The sequence below is a fragment of the Arthrobacter globiformis NBRC 12137 genome (assembly GCF_000238915.1).
Taxonomy (GTDB): domain Bacteria; phylum Actinomycetota; class Actinomycetes; order Actinomycetales; family Micrococcaceae; genus Arthrobacter; species Arthrobacter globiformis.
On the sequence record NZ_BAEG01000028.1, the window covers coordinates 23,380 to 40,983 of the forward strand.

A 17,604-nucleotide genomic window follows, 5' to 3' on the forward strand; every position below is an offset into this window, starting at 1 on the left:
TTACTCGTCGACCGCACGGCGGTTCATGCGGAGGTAGACCACCGCGAACACCAGTGAGATCAGGATCAGGATGTTGCTGAAGGCAGCGCCGACGCCGAACTGGAAGTTGACGAACGACTCCTGGTAGGAGCGCACGGCCAGGGTCTGGGTGGCGTTCGCCGGTCCGCCGTTTGTCAGCCCAAGGATGATGTCCAGGACCTTGAGCGTGTAGACGACGCCGAGGACCAGGACCACGCTGACCACCGGGCGCAGGTTGGGCCAGGTGATGTGCCAGAACGCCTTCCAGCCGGTTGCGCCGTCGACGGCGCCCGCCTCGTACAGCTCCTCGGGAATCTCCTGCAGGCCGCCGTAGAGGAGGGTGACGTTGAAGGGAATGCCCACCCAGATGTTGACCAGGACCACGGCCAGCAGCGCCACCGACGGGCTGGTCAGCCAGGGGACTGGCTCCTGGATAAGACCGAGGTTCCGCAGGAACGCGTTGAGGATGCCGCTGTCCTGGTCGAGGATCGACCGCCACGTTGCACTCGAGACGATCAGCGGCAGCAGCCACGGCAGCAGCAGCATCGAACGGAGGAAACCGCTCAGCGGGAACCGCCGTTTGAAGAAACTGGCCAGGGCCAGTCCAATGACAAACTGGCCGGCGATCGAACCCAGGGTGAACATTGCGGTGTTGAGCATCGCCGGGGCGAAAAGGCTGCTTCCGGCGGCGGTGGCATAGTTCGCCATGCCAACCCAGGGTGCTTCTCCGGTGAAGAAGGTCCGGGTGGTGTACTCCTGCAGGCTCATCACCACGTTCTTCACCACGGGGTAGCCGAAGAACAGCAGGAGGAAGAGAGCGGCGGGCGCCAGAAAGAGTGCCTGGACCAGGCGCTCCCGGCGGAAGCCCCGCCGTCGTCCGTCCCGTTCTGCCGTGCCTGCGGTGGCGGCGGGGGACAGGTCTCCCGGCGCCGGGCTGGTGGTCAGTGTCGGCACGGCCGTGGCTCCTCTCCGTTATGCGTGGTGGGTGCTTGCCTCATCCCGGGCCTACTTCGCCTCGGCCTTGGTGAAGGCCTCCTGCGGGGAAGCCTGGTCGGTCAGCGCCAGCTGGATTGCGGTGTACATGACCGTTGCCGTCTTGGGCCATTCCTTGCCGAGCTTGCCCGTCCGGGACTGGGCGTTGGCCACCTGCTCAGTGAACGCTGCCATCTCAGGAACGGCCTTCACGTACTCACCCGCAAGGGCGGTCTTGGTGGGAACCGTGAAGCGCTCCTTGGCCAGGGCCAGCTGGTTCTCATCGCTGCTGATGCACGCCACCAGCTCAGCGGACTTGGCCTGCTTAGCCTTGTTGCCGGTCTGCGGCACCGTCCAGACCTCGCCACCCAGCGGCGCTACGGGGGTCTGCCCCTGTGCGTTGACGGGGACCTGGACAGCCTCCCACTTGACGTTGGGCGTTTTGGCCAGTGAGGGGATCTGCCACGGTCCGTTGATCATCATGGCGGCCTTGCCTGCAGCGAACTGGTCCCGCACGTCCGCCTGGCTCCAGTTCACCACGCTCTTGGACGCCGACCCCGAGGCCACCAGGCCGTCAACGAAGCCCAGCGCCTCCGCCACCTTGGGGCTCTTCAGGTCGGTTTCCTCCCCGCCGTTGGTCCACATGAAGGGCAGGAACTGCCAGCTGCCTTCATAGGTGGCGATCGCGGAGAACGCCAGGCCGTAACGGTCGCCGGTGGTCAGCTTTGACGCCGCTGCCTTCAGCTCATCCCAGGTCTTGGGCGGCTGGATACCGGCAGCGGCGAGCATCTCCTTGTTGTAGAACAGACCCAGCGTGTTGGCGGTGGGGGCCAGGCCGTACACCTTGCCCTCGTACGTGGCGGCGTCCAGCATGCCCTGGGCAAAGCCGGAAGTGTCCACACCGAAGTCGTCCAGCGGGGCCAGGCCCCCGGTTGCGGCGATCTCCTGCACGTCGGGGTTGTCCAGCATCAGCACATCCGGCAGGGTCCGGGAGGACGACCGCTGAAGGACCTTCTGGATGAGGTCCTTGCCGGGGACGGTCTCGCGCTTGAGGGTCACGCCCAGCTGCGCGGCGCACTTGTCCAGCGCGCCCTGTATGTGGGTCTTGTCAGGTTCGTTGTTGTAGTAGTCAAGGACGGTGAGCGAGTCGACCTTTTCGCTGGCGGCGGCCTGGCTGCCGCCCCCGCCGCAGGCGGTGAGGGCGAGGGGCGCGATGGCGGCCATGGCCATCAGGCAGGTGAGTGATGATTTCTTCATGAGGGGGCTCCTTTGCCGTGTTTCGGTGGTTGCGGTGTTGGGTGTTCGGTGGTTCCGGTGATTCGTTCGTCCGGGGGTTCCGTGGTTCCGGGCGCACGGGATCATCCGGGCGGCCTATGGCCGCTGCGGTTGGCTGCGTTGTACTGAATGGCTCCGGTGGTTGGTTCGTGCCGGGAACGACGGCGGGCTACGCGCCGGCCGTTACGTCCTGCCACTGGGCGTTGTTGGCGGCACTGGCCTCTGCGGCTTCGAGGAGGCGCTGGATCTGCAGCCCCTCCGCGAACGATGGCTCCGGCTGTTCGCCGCGGGCGACGCACCGGGCGAAGTCGGCTGCCTGATGGACGAAGGCGTGGTCGTAGCCGAGCCCATGTCCGGGCGGCCACCACGCTCCGGCGTACGGGTGATTGGGCTCCGTGACGAGAATGCGGCGAAAGCCTGACGATTCGGCGGGGTCGGTGTGGTCATGGAACCACAGCTCATTGAGGTCCTCGAAGTCGAAGGCCAGCGAACCGCGTGAACCATTGACCTCAAGCCTGATGGCATTCTTGCGGCCCGTGGCGAAGCGGGTTGCCTCGAACGTAGCCAGCGCCCCTTCGGCGGTCCGTCCGATGACGACGGTGGCATCATCCACGGTCACTGCGCCCCGTTCGGGCTTCTCGTGGCCCTGCGCTCGCAGGCCGGATGCTGGCTCGGGGCCCAGCTGGGCCTGGAGTCCGGACGACGAACCGGCATACGGCCTGGTCTTCACAAAAGTCTCCGTCAGCGCGCTCATCCCTGCCAGGCGGTGGCCGGTCACGTACTGCGCGAGGTCGATGATGTGTGCGCCGATGTCGCCGAGCGCACCTGAACCGGCTTTGTCCTTCTGTAGGCGCCAGACCAGCGGGAACTCCTCATCCACGATCCAGTCCTGCAGATACGAGGCACGGATATGGCGGACGGTGCCGAGCCTGCCGTCCCGGACCAGCTCCCTTGCGTAGGCGAGTGCCGGTGTCCGGCGGTAGCTGAAGCCGACCATCGCCAGGGCGCCCCGGGCCTTCGCCTCCTCCGCAGCGAGGGCCATCCTCTCGGCTTCGCCCACTGTGTTGGCGAGGGGCTTTTCGCAGAGGACGTGCTTGCCGGCCTCGAGCGCGGCCATGGCAATCTCTGCGTGCAGGCTCCCCGGGGCGCAGATGTCGACGGCGTCGATGTCCGGGTCGGCCACGAGGGTCCGCCAGTCGGTCTCCACCCGGCCGATGCCGAACCTGTTGGCGAAAGATTGGGCTGCTTCCTGGTCGCGGCCGCAGACCGCTGCGAGGACGGGTACCACGCCGAGGTCGAAGAACCGCGGTGCCGTGATCCAGGCCTGTGCGTGAATGGAGCCCATGAATGAGTAGCCGATGAGGGCTATCCGCAGCTTTCCGGGCTCTGATGTTGTGGACGTCATCGTCCTCCTGTCGAAAAAGTGGGTTCGCGCGGACAGGCAGTTAAGCGGTTAACTCGAAGGCCAAAGTCCGCCACGGGTTCAATATGTCGGGGGATGTCGGAACAACTCTGCATGCCGCAGCGCGGGGTTGTCAAGGAAAAAGTTAACCGCTTTACTGGAGTCCTGTCCGGTTCCCCGAGTCTGAACTGAAAGAGGCGCGCTGTGCCCACCATGAGAGACGTTGCGAGGCTGGCGGACGTCTCGATCGCCACGGTGTCCTTTGTCATCAATGACACCAAGCCGGTTGCCCCGGCCACCCGCGCCAGGGTCGAGGAGGCCATGCAGCAGCTTGGCTATCGCCGGAATGCCCTGGGACGTGCGCTGGCCAGCAAGCGCACCCGGATCATTGCCCTGCTCTACCCTGCGCTGCAGCGGCGGCTTAGCGAGACCGCCGTAAAGTTCTTCACCAGCGCGACCCAGACGGCGAAGGACCTCGGCTACAACCTTGTGCTGTGGCCCATCAGCAACGACGCCGGGCAGATTGAGGAGCTCATCTCAAGCGGCTTCATCGACGGTGTCCTGCTCATGGAAGTGCAGCTGGACGATGCCCGGGTGGAGCGGCTGCAGCGATCCACGTTGCCGTTTGCCCTGATCGGACGGACGCGGCATCCGGAGGAACTGCCGTACGTTGACGTCGACTTTGAGAATTCCATGATCGAGGCCGTCTCCTACCTGGAGGGGCTGGGCCACAGCCGGCTCTGTTTCGTGGACAGCGGCGGGGCCGAGCATGCCCTCAGCGGCTACGGTCCTGTGGTGCGGAGCAGGGCGACCTTTGCCGCGGAAGTGGAGCGCCGCGGGCTGGAATCAGTCCACCTCTCCTGCGAGGAGTCGCCGATGTCAGGTCAGAACGCCGCAGAAAAGCTGCTCGAAACAGCCCCGGACACGACGGCAGTGATCCTCATGAACGACAACGCGTCGTTCGGCTTCCTGAACGGCCTGAATAGGCGCGGCATCGACGTCCCCGGGGACATGTCGGTCCTGCTGATCGGCTCAACGCCGGACGGGGCTGCAGCGACGGATCCCCGGCTGACTGTCCTCACCCTGCCCAGCACGGAGCTGGGACGCATGGGTGTCGAAACGCTCGTAGACCAGCTCGAGGAGCCGGGCGGCCCCATGCGCCAGGCCGTGGTGATTTGCTGTTTTGAGGAAGGGCAGTCGACAGGACCTGTGCAGCGGTAAACCCAACTGGGTCGCAGCTGTGGGGGTTCTGAGCGCTCAGAACCCTCCTGTGCTGCGTCCCAGTTGGGTTTGCAAGCCGCGTCGAGTCTGTTTACCCCGCCTGCCGCCGCAGCGCGCGGCCCAAACGTGCGGCCGCCTCCTCCAGCTGCGGCTCGCTGACGTGGCCGTAGGCCAGGCGAAGGTGCCGGTCGGCGTCGGTGCCCGGGCCCGAGGGGAAGAACGAGCCCCGCTGGTATTCGATGCCCTCGGCACTGGCGTCGGCAGCGAGCCGGTCCGCGTCGATGCTGTTGTCCAGCAGCCGCGGCCACAGGAACAGCCCGCCGTCGGGTACGTCGGCGTCGAAGACGCCGGGCGCCTCGCGTTCAAGGGCGTTCACCAGGGTCTGTGCGCGGTTCCGGTACAGGGCCCTTGCCCGGTCCAGGGTCGCATCGAACAGGCCCGGATCCGAGGTGAGGAGCTCGCCGACCACGGCCTGCACGAGTGTGGAACTGTGTGAGTCCTGCCGGCTGCGGAGCGCCACAATGTCCCGGGTCAGATGCTCCGGAACCACAGCCCAGCCAAGGCGCAGGCCCGGGCCGAGTGTCTTGGTGAAGGTGTTGATGTGGATGACGTGCTCCGAGGCGTTGAACACGTCAGAGCCCGCCGCGGGCGTGGAAAACCACAGCTCCCGGTACGGGTTGTCGGCGAACACAATGAACCCGTACTGCTCAGCGAGCCTGACCAGCTCACGGCGCCCCTCCTCGGACAGCGTGCCCTGGGTGGGGTTGTGGAAGTCCGGGACCGTGTACAGCGCCGACGGGCGGGCGCCGGCGCGCAGCAGGTCCGCCAGCTGCCCGACGTCGAGCCCGGAGGGGCCGACGGCGACCGGCAGGATCTCGGCGGCCGACAGTTCCAGCCCGCGCAGGAACAGCGGAAAGATCGGGTTGTCGACGGCAACCAGATCCCCGCGTTCGACGACGGCCTGGATCGCCAGTGCCAGGCCGTGGAACCCGCCGTTGGTCACGATGATCCGGTTCACCGGAACGCCCTCGCGCTCGGCTATCCATTCCCGCAGCGGTGAGATGCCCTCGGTGCGGGAGTACTGCAGCGCCGGTACGCCCGGGCGGGAAAGGACCCGGGCCGTCGCCTCGGTAAGCTGCTGGGTGGGGAGTACGCCCGGATCCGGAATGCCGCCCAGCAGCTCGATGGCGTCCGCGCGCCCGTCACGCAGCGTGGCGTCACCGAATCCTTTCGGTGCGCTCAATCCGGCCACCAGGGCGGGGCGGCGGTCCGCCGCGGCAAGGGGGAGAGTGGGGCTGATGGTCATGGTGTTGCCTCCGCAAATTGTTCGGGCGTTGTGCTCTGGTGCTGCGTGTCGGGCCCATGTGCCGGCCGGGAGATGCGCGGGATCGCGTCCAGCAGCTCCCGTGTGTAGGGGTGCTGCGGCCGGCTGAAGATCTGCTCGACGGTCCCGTCTTCCACCACCTGGCCGCGCCGCAGGACGGAGACTGTGTCCGCGATCTGCCTCACCAGCGCCAGGTCGTGGGAGACGAACAGGTACGTCAACCCCACCTCGCGCTGCATCCGGGCCAGCAGTTCCAGGATTCCGGCCTGGACGCTGACGTCCAGGGCCGACGTCGGTTCGTCCAGGACCACGACGTCGGGCCGCAGCACCAGTGCGCGGGCGATAGCCACGCGCTGCCGCTGGCCGCCCGAGAGGTGTGCGGGGCGGCGGCCGAGGACTGATTCCGGCAGGCCGACGGACGCGAGCACCTCCTGCACGCGCTCCGCGCGCCCGGCCTTGCTGCCGACGTCGAACTGGTCCAGCGGCTCACGGACGATCCTGCTGACGCGCCACGTCGGGTCCAGCGAGGTGAAGGGGTTCTGGTAGACCAGCTGCAGGTGCCGGCGGACCCCGCGCAGGTCGGCGTGCGACCGGCCGTGGATCCCATCCCCGCCCACGGTGATGTCACCGGAGTCAGGCTGTTCGAGGCCCAGGAGCAGCCGGATGGCAGTGGTCTTTCCGGACCCCGATTCACCCACCAGGGCGTGGGTGGTCCCGCGCTTCACGGCGAAGGACACGCCGTCGACCGCCAGGACGTCCTTGCCGCGCGAGGAGAAGCGCTTGGTAACGCCGCGCACGTCGATGTGGGGCGCGCTGTCCGCCGACCCACCAGGCTGTGCCAACCCGCCAAACTGTGCCAACCCAACGGATACCGGCAGGCCGCCGTCGTCCGCTTGTTCCTGGTTGTGGGCCGACGGCTGGCTGCGGTAGCGGTCCGGGTTGAGCGCCGGAACGTCGGCGTGCAGGCTGCGGGCGTAGTCGGAGCGGGGCGCCTCGAAGACCTGCCGGGCCGTGCCGCTCTCTTGCACAGCGCCGTCCTTGAGCACGACGAGGCTGTCCGCACGTTCGGCCGCAACCGCCAGGTCATGCGTAATGAGCAGCAGGCCGATGTCCAGCTCCTGCCGCAGCTCGGAAAGCATGTCCAGAATGAGCTTCTGGACCGTGACGTCCAGGGCCGACGTCGGCTCGTCCGCCACTATCAGCGACGGCCGCGGAAGCACCGTCAGGCCGATCAGCACCCGCTGGAGCATGCCGCCGGAAAGCTGGTGCGGGTACGAGTTGTAGACCCGGACCGGGTCCGGCAAACCGACCTGTTCGAACACCGCGAGGATCCGCGAGCGCCGCTCCTCGGCGTCGGTCCCGCCGAGCAGGCCGGCTGCTTCGTGGGCCTGCGATCCGATGGTGCGGACCGGGTTCAGGGCGGAGCCGGGGTCCTGCGGGATGAACCCGAGCTGCCGGCCGCGGAGCGGGCGGAACTGCCGGTCCGGCAGTCCGAGCGTCTCCCGCCCGTCCAGCCGCACGTTTCCGGTGACCGTGACGTCGTCGTGCGGAAGCAGCCGCAGGATGGCCTTGGCGATCGTTGACTTGCCCGATCCTGATTCTCCGATCAGGGCGAGGCTCTGGCCACGCTCCAGGGAGAAGCCGACGTCGCGCACCACCGCGTTCCTGCCATACGCCACCGCCAGGTTCTCCACGCTGAGGAGTGTCCCGTTGGGTCGTGGCACGTTGTTGTCCTTTCCACTGCGGCGCAGCGCATCCTGCGTCGGCGTCTCCTGCGTCGGCACGGCCATCACTTTGCCTTCCGCAGCCATCGGCTGATCCGGTTGACGGAGAGCACGGTGATCACGATGACCAGGGCAGGGGCGTACACCAGCCACGGGGCGGTGACGTACGTCTTGCCGGAGGCCACCAGGAGACCCCAGTCGGAGGCCGGCGGCGGATCGCCGTAGCCGAGGAAGGCCAGCGAGGCGATGACCAGGATCGATGTTCCAAACTGCAGGACGGCGAGCACCAGTACGGACCGGTAGGCGTTTGGCAGGATGTGCCGCAGCAGCACGTGCAGCCGGCTGCCGCCCTCCAGGTAGGACGCCTCGACGTACACGGCGCCCCTGATCCGCAGGACTTCCGCCCGCATGAGGCGGGCAAAGACGGCGACGGCGGACACGCCGGTTGCGATGGCGGCGTTGATGGTCTGGAAGCCGAGCGAGCTGACGATGACCACGGCCAGCAGGAAGCCGGGGACCGCGAGCAGAACGTCGACGAGCCGGCCCAATGTGGCGTCAACCCAGCCGCCGCGGAATCCGCTGGCCAGGCCGATGGCGCTGCCGGCGACGAGGCCGATGAGGACCGCCACCAGGGCGCTGGTCACCGATGACGCAGTGCCGAACACCACTCGGGCATACAGATCGCGCCCCAGGTAATCGGTCCCGAACCAATGGCCCGGACTCGGGGCGGCGAGCTTGGTCGCGGTTTCCCCGGTGACCGGGCTGTGGGAGGTGAACAGTCCTGGCAACAGGGACCACAGCACCACGGTGAGCACCACCAGGAAGGACAGCACCACCGTGGGCGGAAGCCGCAGGGTGCCGCGGCGCGTGGCCCCGCCGACGCCGCGCAGGCGTTCCAGGGTAAAGGCGGTTGTCATGCGTCCACCGTCTCTCTGAGCTTGACGCGCGGATCAACCAGCGGGGACACGAGGTCCGCGATGAGGTTGACCGCAACGAAGACAACCGCGGACAGGGACACCACGGCCTGGAGCACCGGCTGGTCCTCGCCTGTGACGGCCTTCTGCACCACGGTGCCGATGCCGTCCCGGCCGAAAATTGTCTCGGTGATGACGGACCCGCCCAGCAGTTCCCCCACGATCAGCGCGACCATGGCCACGGAGGGCAGTGCCGAGGGCTTCACCAGATGCTTCACGAAGAGGCCTGCCTCGGTGATGCCGCGTGAACGGGCAACCTGGGCGTAGTCCTGCCGCGACTCGTGGTCCAGCCCGGCGATCAGCACCTCGGCCAGCGGCGCCGATACCGGAATCGCCAGGGTGACCGCAGCGAACAGTGTGGCTGCCGGGCTGTTCGGGTCCGTGGTGGTGAACGAGTGCAGGCGGAAGGCGAACAGTTCGATCAGCACCAGCCCGATGACGAAGTTCGGCACCGAAAGGAAAAACGACGGAATGGACCGCACCGCCCCGGACCATTTGCCGGGAAGGTGGTGGGCGCCGTAGGCGATGGCCACCGCGAAGACTACAGCGATTACCAGTGCACTGCCGGCCAGGGTCAGCGTCGAGGGCAGGGCGTCACCGATCAGCCGTGATACCGGCAGGTCCGACTGCAGGGAGAAGCCCAGCTCCCCGGTCAGGAAGCGCCCCAGCGACAGCCCCAGCTGCACCAGCACCGGCTTGTCGAGGCCGTAGAAAGCCACGATCCGCTGGATTTCCTGCTCGCTCAGGCCGTTTTGCGGGTCCCGGAGCGCGTTGGTGACGGCGTCCCCGGGGAGCACGCTGGTCACCAGGAAGGTCAGCACGTAGGCCAGCAGGACAACCACCGCGGCCTGCGCCGTCCTGGTCAGCGCGTAACGCTGGTAGGCCGGCTTCATGTCACCGCCCCGTGTCCGCTGCCGGGGATGGGGCGAGTCACTTGGCGATCCATGCGGTGTAGAAGTTCGCGTACGCGAGGCCGTTGTACTGGACGCCCTGCACCTTGGGCGAGATCAGGTAGAGGCGCTGCACGAGCTGGTTGAGCGGGATGAAGTACCCCTGCTCCAGGACGTGCTGCTGGATCTCGCCGGCCACCTTCTTGCGGGTGTCCCGGTCGGAGGCTGTGGCGACGGCGGTGGACAGCTCGTTGAGCTTCTTGTCGCTCGTTCCCAGCCTGAACCAGTCCTCGCCGTTGTTCTGGCTGGTCAGCACGCCGGCGACCGTGCCGACGTCGACGAAGCTGCGCGACGTCTGGTACAGCGGGGGGTGGCTGGCCTGGACGGCGGCGTAACCGGCCACGTCCACAACCTTGAGGTTGACCTTGATGCCGATGTTCTTCAGCTGCTGCGAGATCAGCTCGTCCTCGGCCTTGGTGGAGGGGACGTAGGGGTTGGGGGAGAGGGTGAGTTCGAGCGTCTTGCCGTCCTTCACGCGGTAGCCGTCGGCGCCGGTCTTCCAGCCGTCGTCCTCGAGCAGCTTCTTCGCAGCTTCCGGATCGAATTTGAAGAGCCCGCTGTAGTCGCCGGCTTCGGGGACGTTGCCCTGCAGGAACGTCGTGGCGGCGGTCCAGTCGCCGGTGTAGACGGTCTTGAGGATCTCTTCACGGTCGATTCCGTGCTGGATGGCCTGCCGGACGCTCAGCTCGTTGGTGGGGAAGGTGCCGGTGTTGACCTGGAAGCCGTCCGTGAACCCGAGGTAGCGCGGCGTGCCCACGGTGAAGCCCTGCGCCTTGAGGGAATCGATCTCCTGCGGTTCCACGTTGAAGGCCACCTCAGCCTGGCCGGAGGCCACCGTGGAGGTGCGGACGGAGGTGTCCTTGATGACCTTGTAGGTGATGGTGTCCAGGCGGGCGGGGCCGGTGTGCCCCAGTGCGGCGGGGCCCCAGTTGTAGTCCTTGCGCTTTTCGAGGACGTAGCTGTCACCCTGCTTCCACGACTTGACGACGAACGGGCCGCTGCCGATTTCCTGCTTCAGGTCGGCCTGCTGTTCCACCGGAAGGGCGAGGGTCTTGGGTGAGAGCAGGATGCAGCCGTGGTAGCCCAGCGTGGCGATGAAGCCCAGCGCGGGCGAGGAGAACGTGACGCGGACCGTCCCGGCATCCTTCGCCTCGGCCTTCAGGAAGTTCGTGGACGGGAACAGGCCCACCTTGCTGACGCCGCGGCTGGGATCGCCCTTCGCCCACGCGTTGAGGTTCGCGACGACGGCCGCCGCGTCCAGCGGTGAACCGTCGGAGAACGTCACGCCCTTCTTCAGGTGGAGGACGAACTCCTTCGCGCCGTTGAGTTCTTCCCAGCTTTCCGCGATCCACGGGCTGAGTTTTCCCTTCTCATCGACATAGACGAGCTTGTCGGTGATCTGGCCCCAGAGGTTGCCCTCGTAGCTGGAGATCGATGTCTTGCTGGACACCCAGCCGGTGTCATAGCCCTGGATCAGGAAGGTCAGGTTGCCGCCGTCGACCGGCGTGCCGTCGCCGGACGGACCGGTCGCCGTCGCACCGCCGCATGCGGTGAGGAGTACGGAGGCGGTGGCGGCACTGACGGTCGCGAGGAAGGCGCGCCGCGGCCAAAGGGCTGAGGACATGGGAAATCTCCTTGGAAAGTATGTGGGGAACGCGGGAGGTGTTGTGGCGGAACGGTGTGCGCGACCGGCCCGTTGTGGGAGGCGCCTTAGAAGGCCTTGCCGGGATTGAGCAGATGCTCCGGGTCCAGGGCGTCCTTGATGGCCTGCTGCGCCTGCAGGTTCCGTTCGGAGAGTTCCAGGGCGGCCCATTCACGCTTGATGGTGCCCACCCCGTGTTCTCCGGTGACGGTGCCGCCCAGGGCGAGGGCGACGCGAACCAGCTCGGTGGCGGCCTCGGCGAGCGTCGCCGGCGGAACGGCCGGATCGTCGTCGGGCCCTATCTCCCGGGAGATGACCGGGTGGAGGTTGCCGTCCCCGGCATGTGAGACGGCCGAGATCCGAACGCCGTAGCGCGCTTCCAGCGCGGGGAATGCCTCGTAAACCCTGGGCAGCTGTGACTTGGGCACGGCGATGTCCTCGCCGATGAACCACTGTCCCTCGGGGAAGCCGCGTCCGTTCCGGCGCAGCTCCCACAGCAGGGCGGCCTGTTCTTCGGTCTCGACGGTGACGTGACCGCCAACTGCCGTGAGCGCGGCGCTCAGGTCGCGGGCCTGCTCGTCGATGCCGTAGCCGTCGATTTCGATCAGGATCAGCGCTCCGCCGCGCTGGCGCAGTCCGGTTCCGGAATGGTCGTCGATGTTTTCCAGGCTGGGGGTGTCGAAGAACTCGATCACGGCCGGGCGGACGGGCGAGAGCGTGATGGCGGCCAGGCCTGCGGTGCCTTCGCGCGTGCCGGCGAAGAAGGCGCTGAGGGTCCTGCGCGCCACGGGGAGCGGCCGGAGACGGACGGTGGCCCGGACCACGATCCCAAGGGTGCCCTCGGACCCCACAATAAGGGACGTCAGGTCGAGCCCGGTCACGCCCTTGATGGACCGGTGTCCCACCGTGATGAGGCTGCCGTCGGCCAGTACGACGTCGAGGGCCAGGACAGATTCCCGGGTGACCCCGTATTTGGCGCACCGCAGCCCGCCGGCGTTGGTGGCGATGTTGCCGCCGATGCTCGAGATTTCAAAGCTTGCCGGGTCCGGCGCGTAGAACAGGCCGTGAGGTTGGAGGTGGGCGTTGAGTTCAGCGTTGATGACGCCGGGCTCGACGACGGCCACCTCGTCGAGCGGGGAAACCTCCAGGATGCGGTTCAGCCGTTCGGTGGACAGGACAAGCTGGTTCGCCGCGGCGCTCGCCCCGCCCGACAGTCCCGACCCTGCGCCGCGCGGAACCACTGTCACCCCGTGCGCGGCGGCGGTGCGGACCAGTGCCTGCACCTGTTTGGCGTCCGCGGGCAGGGCGACGGCGGGACCGTCCGGGGCGGTGCCGCCGGGTGCGAGCTTTTCGTTGGCGCTGCGCGCCGTGGCTGCATCATGGCCGTAGGGGCCGGTCTCAGGAGAGGGCCGCAGCACTTCGATCTCCGGATGCAGCGTTGCGAGCTCGCGGACAAGCGTGTCGACGGCGCTGAGCGCCGGTTCCGTTTCTACTGAGGTCACCTCGGGGTCACTTTCTTCCTGAGGTGGCACCGTTATCCGGAACCAGTCCGATGGCGGCGTCAACTCAAGAGCACTTTGTCTCCCGGCCTCGATGCGTCCGGGAGCGCTCACTGCAGAAAAAGTACTTTTGGCTGCGAGGGATCCGCCAGTTTTGATGACAGGCCATTTACATTTCGCAATTCGCCGTCAATAAAGTTTTTTAATGCTCAAATTGCTTCACAGAGGGAAATAAAAAACGGGGAAGTACTTTGCGTTTTCTTACGTCAATTGACGGCGCTCAGTCTTCGGGTTCGCCCAGCCCGCGGGCGGCCAGCGCCTCGCCGGTATGGCGGGCATACGCAACGGTGGTGATGAATACCGGCAGGACGAGTGCCCGCGGGTTGCGTTCCAGTCCGCGGGCACGCGCCGAATCCCGGACGTCAGCGAAAGCCCCGGCAATAAACGGAATGCTCCGCAGCATAATGGCGATGGTCAGGGCAAAGCGCTCGGGGTCCGCGCCGAAGCGCCGGAACGGGCGGGCGAGGGAAACCACGCCGTCGAGCAGGCGGTGCAGCGGCGTGGTGGCGGTCAGCAGGGACGCCGCCACGACGCACAGCAGGATGTTCAGGACGATCCGCGCGGCAACCGGCCCGCCGAGCTGCCACCACTGGAACGCGCCGATGACCAGCAGGATGGGCAGCAGCGGCCGCACCGCCCGGAAGAGGCGCACGGCCCCGGCGCCGCTGAGCAGGAACAGCACGCACATCACCAGGAGGGCTCCGGCAGCCAGCCGCCAGTCGACGATCAGGAACGAGGCCATTCCGCAGGCCAGGACCAGCAAGAACTTCAGCCACAGCGGCATGCGGTGGATCAGGGACGTGCCGGGCACGTAGTTGGCGAGCAGGAAGCCGTGGCCCCTCACCGGAAGTCCCCGCCTGACAGGCTCCGGGCGGACAGCGAGCGGTAATGCCCGACGGCGGCGGCAGCACCGCCGTCGTAGGCTATCCGTCCGGAATCGACCACCAAAACCCGGTCCATGTCCAGGGCCAGCTCCAGGTCATGGGTGGACATCACGATCTGCTGGCTGAGGCCGGCGAGGGTGCGGCGCAGCAGCTCGCGGTTCCGGAGGTCCAGCAGCGTGGACGGCTCGTCCAGCACGAGCACTCCGGGTTCCACTGCCAGCACGGACGCCAGGGCGAGAAGCTGCCGTTCGCCGCCGGAGAGTTCATAGATGCTCTGGTCCGCCAGCGGCAGGAGGCCGAACCGGTCCAGGGCGGCCGTCGTCTTGTCCCGGCGTTCCTTCCCGTGCCGCACCGAACGCCGGAGGGAGAGCTCCACGTCCTCACGCCCGGTGGGCATGACCAGCTGGGAGAGGGGATCGGTGAAGACGAACCCCACCTGCTGGCGCACGGCGCGCACATTGCGGACCGTGTCGGCGCCGTTGACGGTCACGGTCCCTTCGGTGGGCGCCACGAGGCCGTTGAGCAGGCGGAGCAGCGTGGACTTGCCGGAGCCGTTGGCTCCGATCACACCGATCCGCTCCTCGGTGAGCTCCAGGCTTATGTCCTGCAGCAGGACCTTGGGGTCAGGGCGGCCGTCGACGGCCACGCTGACCCCTGCGTTCCTGAGGGAGATGGTGCTCACTGTTGCGCGGAGGCTTCCGGCTTGGGGGCTTCCGGTGTGGCGGGCTGCTGCGGGACCTTGCGGACGCGGCGGACCAGCAGGTCCGGGAAGGCCTTGTGCAGGGCGATGGCCACAGCAACGGCGAGGACGTTCTTGATGATGTCACCCGGGTAGAAGGGGAGATCGGCCAGGAAGGCCTTGGCGAAGTCCAGCTTGGCGTTGACCATCATGCCGGCGATGCCCAGTCCGTGGATCAGTACAATGCTGGCGACCATCGCGGCAGCGAAAAGGAACACGGCCCGGAACTTCACCGTGCGGCGGATGATGACGGAGGCCATCCAGCCCACCGCCGCAGCGGCGAGGGGGAACGCGATGATGTAGCCGGCCGACGGTCCGGCCAGGATCCCCAGCCCGCTGCGGCCGCCACTGAAGATGGGGAGACCGGCGAGCCCAAGCAGGGTATGGAGGCCGACGGCGGCGAAGGCGCGGCCGGGCCCGAGCGCGAGTCCGGTCAGCATGACGGCGAGCGTCTGGAGCGTGATGGGAACGCCGAGGCCGCCCACGGGGATGGCCGCAACCAGGGCTGACGCCGCCACGAGCGCGGCGAAGACGGCGATGAGTCCGAGGTCGGTGGCGTTCCAGCGGTTGCGCTTAGCCGGCTGCAGGGTGCCGGCGGAATGGGTCTGGGTCATGGGAGGTCCTGTCGGAGGGGTACAAACAATTATCGGCTGCTGTTGACGTTACTGGCCCGGGAGTAGCCGCATTTTGTTGCTGTTCTACAAGAGGGGCTGCACGGGGTCTGGTGCTGGGTACAAATACTCCGCTCTTCCTGGCCGGTATTCCACTCTTGCCTGGCGGCGAAGGCGTGTTCTGCCCGGGTTGCACCGGCCGGTAGACTTGAACGGGCCGTTCTCCGGCCGGCATCCCCGGTGTTCCTTACGTGACGCCGCGCGGCATGCAACCTGCCGTGCTGCGGCATTCCCTGTTGTGAAAGGCCATACCTGCTGTGATTACCGTTCAGGAACTTGAACTCCGTGCCGGCGCCCGCCTGCTCATGGACCAGGTGAGCTTCCGCATCGACAAGGGTGACAAGATCGGCCTTGTCGGCCGCAACGGTGCCGGCAAGACCACGCTGACCCGCGTCCTCGCCGGTGAAGGCCTGCCTGCCGCCGGCAAAGTGACCCGCAGCGGCGAGATCGGGTACCTGCCCCAGGATCCGCGCACGCCGGACATGGAGCAGCTGGCGCGGGACCGGATCCTGTCGGCCCGCGGCCTGGACGTCGTCGTCGGCAAGCTGAAGAAGGCGCAGGCGGACATGGCCAGCGAGGACCCGGAAGTCCAGCGCAAGGCCATGGGCCGGTACGACCGGCTCGAAAACGAATTCCTGTCCGGCGGCGGGTACGCGGCGGAAGCCGAAGCAGCCGCCATTTCCTCCAACCTCGCGCTGCCGGAACGGATCCTCAACCAGCCCCTGAAGACGCTGTCCGGCGGCCAGCGGCGCCGCGTGGAACTGGCACGCATCCTGTACTCCGGCGCGGAAACCATGCTGCTGGATGAGCCCACCAACCACCTCGACGCGGATTCCATCTCCTGGCTCCGGGACTTCCTCAAAAACCACCAGGGCGGCCTGATCGTGATCAGCCACGACGTGGAACTGCTGGAAGCCACCGTCAACAAGGTGTACCACCTGGACGCGAACCGGGCCCAGATCGACTTCTACAACATGGGCTGGAAGCGCTACCTTCAGCAGCGTGAGACCGACGAGCGCGCCCGCAAGCGCGAACGCGCCAACGCCGAGAAGAAGGCCCAGGTCCTGATAGACCAGGCCAACAAGATGCGTGCCAAGGCCACCAAAGCTGTCGCCGCGCAGAACATGGCCAAGCGCGCCGAGCGGCTGCTCAGCGGACTGGAATCTGTCCGCGCACAGGACCGCGTGGCTGCGCTGCGGTTCCCGGACCCGTCGCCCTGCGGCCGGACCCCGCTCACCGCAGAAGGCCTCAGCAAGTCCTACGGTTCGCTGGAGATCTTCACCGACGTGGACCTCGCCATCGACCGCGGGTCCAAGGTGGTCATCCTCGGCCTCAACGGTGCCGGCAAGACCACGCTGCTGCGGATGCTCGCGGGCGTGGACCGCCCGGACACGGGCGACATCGTCCCCGGACACGGGCTCAAGGTGGGCTACTACGCCCAGGAACACGAGACCCTGGACCACGACCGCACCGTCCTCGAAAACATGCGGTCATCCGCGCCGGACATGAAGGACGCCGAGGTCCGCGGCATCCTGGGCTCGTTCCTGTTCTCCGGTGACGACGTCGACAAGCCCGCCGGCGTGCTCTCCGGCGGTGAGAAGACCCGTCTGGCGCTGGCCACCATCGTGGCCTCGAGTGCGAACGTTCTCCTGCTGGACGAGCCCACGAACAACCTTGACCCTGCCAGCCGTGCGGAGATCCTCGGGGCCCTGCGCAACTACACCGGCGCCGTCGTCCTGGTCAGCCACGATGAAGGCGCCGTTGAAGCACTCAACCCGGAGCGTGTGGTGCTGCTGCCCGACGGCGTTGAGGATCTCTGGAACGAGGACTACCTGGACCTCATCACGCTGGCCTAGTTTCACCGTGGGCCGGCCGGGTATGGCAGCTTCCGTTGCCGGCGCCCGCTGCCGTCCTTTAATGTCAGACCCCCTGACCAGACTTGTTCCATGGAAGCCATGGGGGGATTCGCCGCGGACCGGGCCTTAGGGCCCGGTGCCGGTGGGTTGGCTTCTGCCGGTGCCAACGCCCTGCAGGTCGTTTCTTCCGAGGCGGACGTGGTGGACCGCAGCCTTGCTGATCTGGCCTCGAACGCGATCACCACCGACGACACCGCGTTGTGGGGTTTCGGGCAGGCCGCGGATTTCGCGGACCGGGTCGAGCAGCTCTCCCGCCACGTGGAGTTTCTGCAGGTGGTGGCCGCCGGCGCGGTGGACCGGGCCCGCACCGCGGCGCTCACCGGGCCGCTGAGC

At 67.2% G+C, this 17,604-nt stretch carries 14 protein-coding genes and 1 pseudogene; 3 read left to right on the plus strand and 12 right to left on the minus strand.

Annotated features, from left to right (window positions below; all coding sequences use genetic code 11):
• The 3 genes from ARGLB_RS04865 to ARGLB_RS04875 form a co-directional block, all read right to left on the minus strand.
• Complete coding sequence (locus ARGLB_RS04865) at positions 1-936, minus strand: carbohydrate ABC transporter permease (RefSeq protein WP_050934282.1); 936 nt, start codon at positions 934-936, stop codon at positions 1-3.
• An 87-nt stretch (positions 937-1,023) separates the two neighbouring features.
• On the minus strand, positions 1,024-2,247 hold the full coding sequence (locus ARGLB_RS04870; protein WP_003799539.1) for a sugar ABC transporter substrate-binding protein: 1,224 nt from the start codon (positions 2,245-2,247) through the stop codon (positions 1,024-1,026).
• 187 nt (positions 2,248-2,434) lie between these two features.
• Positions 2,435-3,670, minus strand: a complete 1,236-nt coding sequence (locus ARGLB_RS04875; protein ID WP_003799542.1) for a Gfo/Idh/MocA family protein — start codon at positions 3,668-3,670, stop codon at positions 2,435-2,437.
• Between the two features lie 210 nt (positions 3,671-3,880).
• On the opposite strand from ARGLB_RS04875, the gene ARGLB_RS04880 reads away from it, so the two are divergent.
• On the plus strand, positions 3,881-4,888 hold the full coding sequence (locus ARGLB_RS04880) for a LacI family DNA-binding transcriptional regulator (protein ID WP_043417998.1): 1,008 nt from the start codon (positions 3,881-3,883) through the stop codon (positions 4,886-4,888).
• Positions 4,889-4,979: 91 nt separating this feature from the next.
• Here the strand turns inward: ARGLB_RS04880 and ARGLB_RS04885 are convergent, their stop codons facing one another.
• The 9 genes from ARGLB_RS04885 to ARGLB_RS04925 all read right to left on the minus strand — a co-directional run bounded on the left by ARGLB_RS04885 (position 4,980) and on the right by ARGLB_RS04925 (position 15,298).
• Positions 4,980-6,194, minus strand: coding sequence for an aminotransferase-like domain-containing protein (locus ARGLB_RS04885; protein ID WP_003799546.1), 1,215 nt, complete (start codon positions 6,192-6,194; stop codon positions 4,980-4,982).
• Positions 6,191-8,002, minus strand: coding sequence for a dipeptide ABC transporter ATP-binding protein (locus tag ARGLB_RS04890; RefSeq protein WP_003799548.1), 1,812 nt, complete (start codon positions 8,000-8,002; stop codon positions 6,191-6,193). Before ARGLB_RS04890 ends, ARGLB_RS04885 begins: the two co-directional genes overlap by 4 nt.
• Positions 8,002-8,853, minus strand: a complete 852-nt coding sequence (locus ARGLB_RS04895) for an ABC transporter permease (protein ID WP_003799550.1) — start codon at positions 8,851-8,853, stop codon at positions 8,002-8,004. The genes ARGLB_RS04890 and ARGLB_RS04895 overlap by 1 nt, the downstream gene beginning before the upstream one ends.
• Entirely contained in the window at positions 8,850-9,803 is a 954-nt protein-coding gene (locus ARGLB_RS04900; RefSeq protein ID WP_003799554.1) for an ABC transporter permease, read from the minus strand. The genes ARGLB_RS04895 and ARGLB_RS04900 overlap by 4 nt, the downstream gene beginning before the upstream one ends.
• 37 nt (positions 9,804-9,840) lie before the next feature.
• Positions 9,841-11,484, minus strand: a complete 1,644-nt coding sequence (locus ARGLB_RS04905) for an ABC transporter substrate-binding protein (protein ID WP_003799557.1) — start codon at positions 11,482-11,484, stop codon at positions 9,841-9,843.
• A gap of 86 nt (positions 11,485-11,570) precedes the next feature.
• Positions 11,571-13,004 carry an FAD-binding oxidoreductase gene (locus ARGLB_RS04910; RefSeq protein ID WP_003799559.1) on the minus strand — a complete coding sequence of 478 codons (1,434 nt, stop codon included), beginning with the start codon at positions 13,002-13,004 and terminating at the stop codon, positions 11,571-11,573.
• A gap of 277 nt (positions 13,005-13,281) precedes the next feature.
• The gene (locus ARGLB_RS04915; protein WP_003799561.1) at positions 13,282-13,905 is read right to left on the minus strand and encodes an energy-coupling factor transporter transmembrane component T family protein; all 624 of its coding nucleotides are present in this window, start codon (positions 13,903-13,905) and stop codon (positions 13,282-13,284) included.
• Positions 13,902-14,627 (minus strand): energy-coupling factor ABC transporter ATP-binding protein, encoded by a 726-nt coding sequence (locus ARGLB_RS04920; protein ID WP_003799564.1) that lies wholly within the window; start codon positions 14,625-14,627, stop codon positions 13,902-13,904. Before ARGLB_RS04920 ends, ARGLB_RS04915 begins: the two co-directional genes overlap by 4 nt.
• Positions 14,624-15,298, minus strand: a complete 675-nt coding sequence (locus ARGLB_RS04925) for a biotin transporter BioY (RefSeq protein WP_003799566.1) — start codon at positions 15,296-15,298, stop codon at positions 14,624-14,626. The genes ARGLB_RS04920 and ARGLB_RS04925 overlap by 4 nt, the downstream gene beginning before the upstream one ends.
• 314 nt (positions 15,299-15,612) lie before the next feature.
• On the opposite strand from ARGLB_RS04925, the gene ARGLB_RS04930 reads away from it, so the two are divergent.
• Both ARGLB_RS04930 and ARGLB_RS04935 read left to right on the plus strand, forming a co-directional pair.
• Positions 15,613-17,211: an ABC-F family ATP-binding cassette domain-containing protein gene (locus tag ARGLB_RS04930; protein ID WP_003799570.1), complete on the plus strand. Its 1,599-nt coding sequence runs from the start codon at positions 15,613-15,615 to the stop codon at positions 17,209-17,211.
• 90 nt (positions 17,212-17,301) lie between these two features.
• A pseudogene (locus ARGLB_RS04935) lies at positions 17,302-17,604 on the plus strand (hypothetical protein); the annotation flags it as partial.

What these genes read in the sequence shown, in the direction of transcription:
- ARGLB_RS04870 (WP_003799539.1), bottom strand. Translation starts at nt 2,247, where the DNA reads ATGAAGAAATCATCACTCACCTGCCTGATGGCCATGGCCGCCATCGCG.
- ARGLB_RS04875 (WP_003799542.1), bottom strand. Translation starts at nt 3,670, where the DNA reads ATGACGTCCACAACATCAGAGCCCGGAAAGCTGCGGATAGCCCTCATC.
- ARGLB_RS04880 (WP_043417998.1), top strand. Translation starts at nt 3,881, where the DNA reads ATGAGAGACGTTGCGAGGCTGGCGGACGTCTCGATCGCCACGGTGTCC.
- ARGLB_RS04885 (WP_003799546.1), bottom strand. Translation starts at nt 6,194, where the DNA reads ATGACCATCAGCCCCACTCTCCCCCTTGCCGCGGCGGACCGCCGCCCC.
- ARGLB_RS04890 (WP_003799548.1), bottom strand. Translation starts at nt 8,002, where the DNA reads ATGGCCGTGCCGACGCAGGAGACGCCGACGCAGGATGCGCTGCGCCGC.
- ARGLB_RS04895 (WP_003799550.1), bottom strand. Translation starts at nt 8,853, where the DNA reads ATGACAACCGCCTTTACCCTGGAACGCCTGCGCGGCGTCGGCGGGGCC.
- ARGLB_RS04900 (WP_003799554.1), bottom strand. Translation starts at nt 9,803, where the DNA reads ATGAAGCCGGCCTACCAGCGTTACGCGCTGACCAGGACGGCGCAGGCC.
- ARGLB_RS04905 (WP_003799557.1), bottom strand. Translation starts at nt 11,484, where the DNA reads ATGTCCTCAGCCCTTTGGCCGCGGCGCGCCTTCCTCGCGACCGTCAGT.
- ARGLB_RS04925 (WP_003799566.1), bottom strand. Translation starts at nt 15,298, where the DNA reads ATGACCCAGACCCATTCCGCCGGCACCCTGCAGCCGGCTAAGCGCAAC.